The 2,455-nt window shown below is 61.2% G+C and carries 4 protein-coding genes; 1 reads left to right on the forward strand and 3 read right to left on the reverse strand.

Features of this window, described 5'->3' with window-relative positions; translation table 11 throughout:
• Nucleotides 1-345: alpha/beta hydrolase (locus AC16JP_RS10430; protein ID WP_484340550.1), on the forward strand; the 345-nt coding region annotated here is incomplete at its 5' end.
• Nucleotides 346-413: 68 nt separating this feature from the next.
• On the opposite strand, the gene AC16JP_RS10435 is transcribed toward AC16JP_RS10430, so the two are convergent.
• The 3 genes from AC16JP_RS10435 to rplJ all read right to left on the reverse strand — a co-directional run bounded on the left by AC16JP_RS10435 (nucleotide 414) and on the right by rplJ (nucleotide 2,154).
• Nucleotides 414-1,061, reverse strand: a complete 648-nt coding sequence (locus AC16JP_RS10435) for an outer membrane protein (protein WP_484340551.1) — start codon at nucleotides 1,059-1,061, stop codon at nucleotides 414-416.
• A gap of 180 nt (nucleotides 1,062-1,241) precedes the next feature.
• Nucleotides 1,242-1,619, reverse strand: coding sequence for a 50S ribosomal protein L7/L12 (gene rplL / locus AC16JP_RS10440; RefSeq protein WP_484340552.1), 378 nt, complete (start codon nucleotides 1,617-1,619; stop codon nucleotides 1,242-1,244).
• Nucleotides 1,620-1,638: 19 nt separating this feature from the next.
• Nucleotides 1,639-2,154, reverse strand: a complete 516-nt coding sequence (gene rplJ / locus AC16JP_RS10445) for a 50S ribosomal protein L10 (protein ID WP_484340553.1) — start codon at nucleotides 2,152-2,154, stop codon at nucleotides 1,639-1,641.
• Nucleotides 2,155-2,455: the final 301 nt, after the last annotated feature.

A 2,455-nucleotide genomic window follows, 5' to 3' on the forward strand; every position in this document is an offset into this window, starting at 1 on the left:
GACGTGCCCCGACAGATGCACGAAGGGCCACGGATGATGCAGGAAACCTATGTGCAGGCCTTCGGCACCGATCCCGTCCGCCAGCGCGCACTGTCGCCCACATTGCAGGCGGCGGCGCCCAATGTGGCGCATTTCCTGATCCCGCACGTGCAGCGCGACGACGGCACCGCGCAATCCGAGGGGCTGGCGAAAGCCCTTCGGAAAGCCGGAACCGAGGCAAGCCTGTTGCCTGTCGCCGGTAAGGGGCTGTCAGGCCACGCCCAGATCAACCGCCGCCTGGGCGATCCCGCCTATCCGCCGACACAGCAGGTCGACGACTGGCTGAACGCACTGCTGAAACGCTGAGGCAGGAAAGGGACGGGAACATCCGCCCGCCCCATCCTGCCAAGGTGCGGCAAACGCCGCCAGATCGGTCAGAAGCGGAATCCGCCCGTCACCGCCACCTGATGGCGCGAAAGGCTCACTCCCTTGATCCCCCAGGCGAGACCGGTATCGCCGTAGTTGCTGTAGCGATATTCCAGCCGCGCAAACGAATTGCCCGAGGCAACTTCCGCGCCTGCGCCTATACGAAAGCCACCGCGATTGGAGCCGTATCTGAACACATTGCCCGCGCCATCGTCATAGCGAAGATTGGTGCGCGCGTTGGCGTAACCCGCCTTGGCATAAATAAGAACAATTTTGGAAACCGGAATACCGGCACGCGCGCCGACATACAGGTCGCGCCCCACGCTCACTGCCAATTCGTCGCCCAGCACATTGATATCGGCAAACGTGTCCTTGGCGGTCGAGGCGGAGATTTCGCCTTCGATCCCGACAACCGCCGTTCCAAGGTCGAAATCATATCCCGCAGTCGCGCCGTAAACGACGCCGCCTGTGGAACCGCTGTCGCCCTGCAAGGCAGTACGCACGCTGTCGTAACCGACGACAGCGCCAATCTTGACACCGCCGAAGTTGGAATCTTCCTGCGCATAGGCAGGAGTCGAAATGACGAGGAACGCCGCAGCAGCGGCAAGACAATTCTTCATGTTACGCTCCACAAATACACACAATCGCAGCGCCAAAGGACAACTTGGACGCCGCTGCACGCATTTAACGCATCACATCGACAACGCAAAGAAAATCATTACGATACAGCCGTTTCCATGCCAATCGTTGCACGTATGCAACAATCCATACACAGACACGAAAAAGGGGCGCCTCTTGCGAGGCGCCCCTGATCCTTTGCCGAAGCTCTTGAAAGCTTACTTCAGCTCGACGGTCGCGCCGGCTTCTTCAAGCTGCTTCTTGATCTTTTCGGCTTCATCCTTGTTCACGCCTTCCTTGACCGGCTTCGGAGCCGATTCAACAAGGGTCTTGGCTTCGGTCAGGCCGAGGCCGGTGATGGCGCGGACTTCCTTGATGACGTTGATCTTCTTGCCACCGTCGCCGGTGAGGATCACGTCGAACTCGGTCTTTTCTTCGGCAGCCGGGGCAGCGGCGCCACCGGCCGGGGCAGCGGCGACGGCCACGGCCGCAGCGGCGGAAACGCCCCACTTTTCTTCCAGCAGCTTCGCCAGCTCGGCGGCTTCGAGGACGGTCAGAGCCGACAGCTCTTCAACGATCTTGTTCAGGTCAGCCATTTAGATTCTCCTAATCCTGTCAGGCAGCTTGGCTGTCGCCGTAAGCTGCAAAAACGCGTGCCAGCTTTGCGGCCGGAGCCGTCGAAAGCTGAGCGATCTTCGTTGCAGGTGCCTGCAACAGACCCACCAGCCTGGCCCGGAGCTCGTCGAGCGACGGAAGTTCGGCAAGCGCCTTCACTCCGTTCAGATCGAGCATCGTGCCCGCCATCGAAGCGCCAACGATTTCAAACTTTTCGTTGGTCTTCGCAAACTCGACTGCAATCTTCGCGGCTGCAACCGGGTCGGCGGACGTGGCAAGTCCGACAGGACCGACCAGAAGCTGGCCGATTTCCTGATAGGGCGTGCCTTCGAGCGCAATGCGGGCAAGCCGGTTCTTCGTCACCTTGAACTGTGCACCAGCCCCGCGCATCCGCGTACGCAGGTCGGAAACCTGCGCAACGGTGAGACCATGGTTGCGGGTAATCACCACAACCTGGGTTTCACCCAGCGTCTTCGCGAGATTGGCAACCAGTTCCTTTTTCTGGTTCCGATCCATGCTCACTCCATTCACTGCGGCACCCGGCCCATGGGGCAGGGCGCCAGTTGAGCCGGAGGATGGCACGGGGTGAACCGGGCCAGTCCGGCCCGTCCGAAAGGATCGCCAGCAGAGAACCCACGTGGCAAACCGCCACGTCGGCATCCGCATATCCCGCCCGGCCATCGCACGGCGAACGGGTAATTCGTTCCTCGTCTCATGCAGGCCTCTTCAGCTTAAACCCTCTCGGGCACCTGCAATCTCGGACGGCGCCGCAGGCCCGAAAGCCTGCAAGCGGAATGCGCGCCTATACAGGCCCGGC

This window comes from Sandaracinobacteroides sp. (genome assembly GCF_057137845.1).

Excerpts from the sequence above, each read along its gene's own strand:
- rplL (WP_484340552.1), bottom strand. The coding sequence starts at position 1,619 with ATGGCTGACCTGAACAAGATCGTTGAAGAGCTGTCGGCTCTGACCGTC.
- rplJ (WP_484340553.1), bottom strand. The coding sequence starts at position 2,154 with ATGGATCGGAACCAGAAAAAGGAACTGGTTGCCAATCTCGCGAAGACG.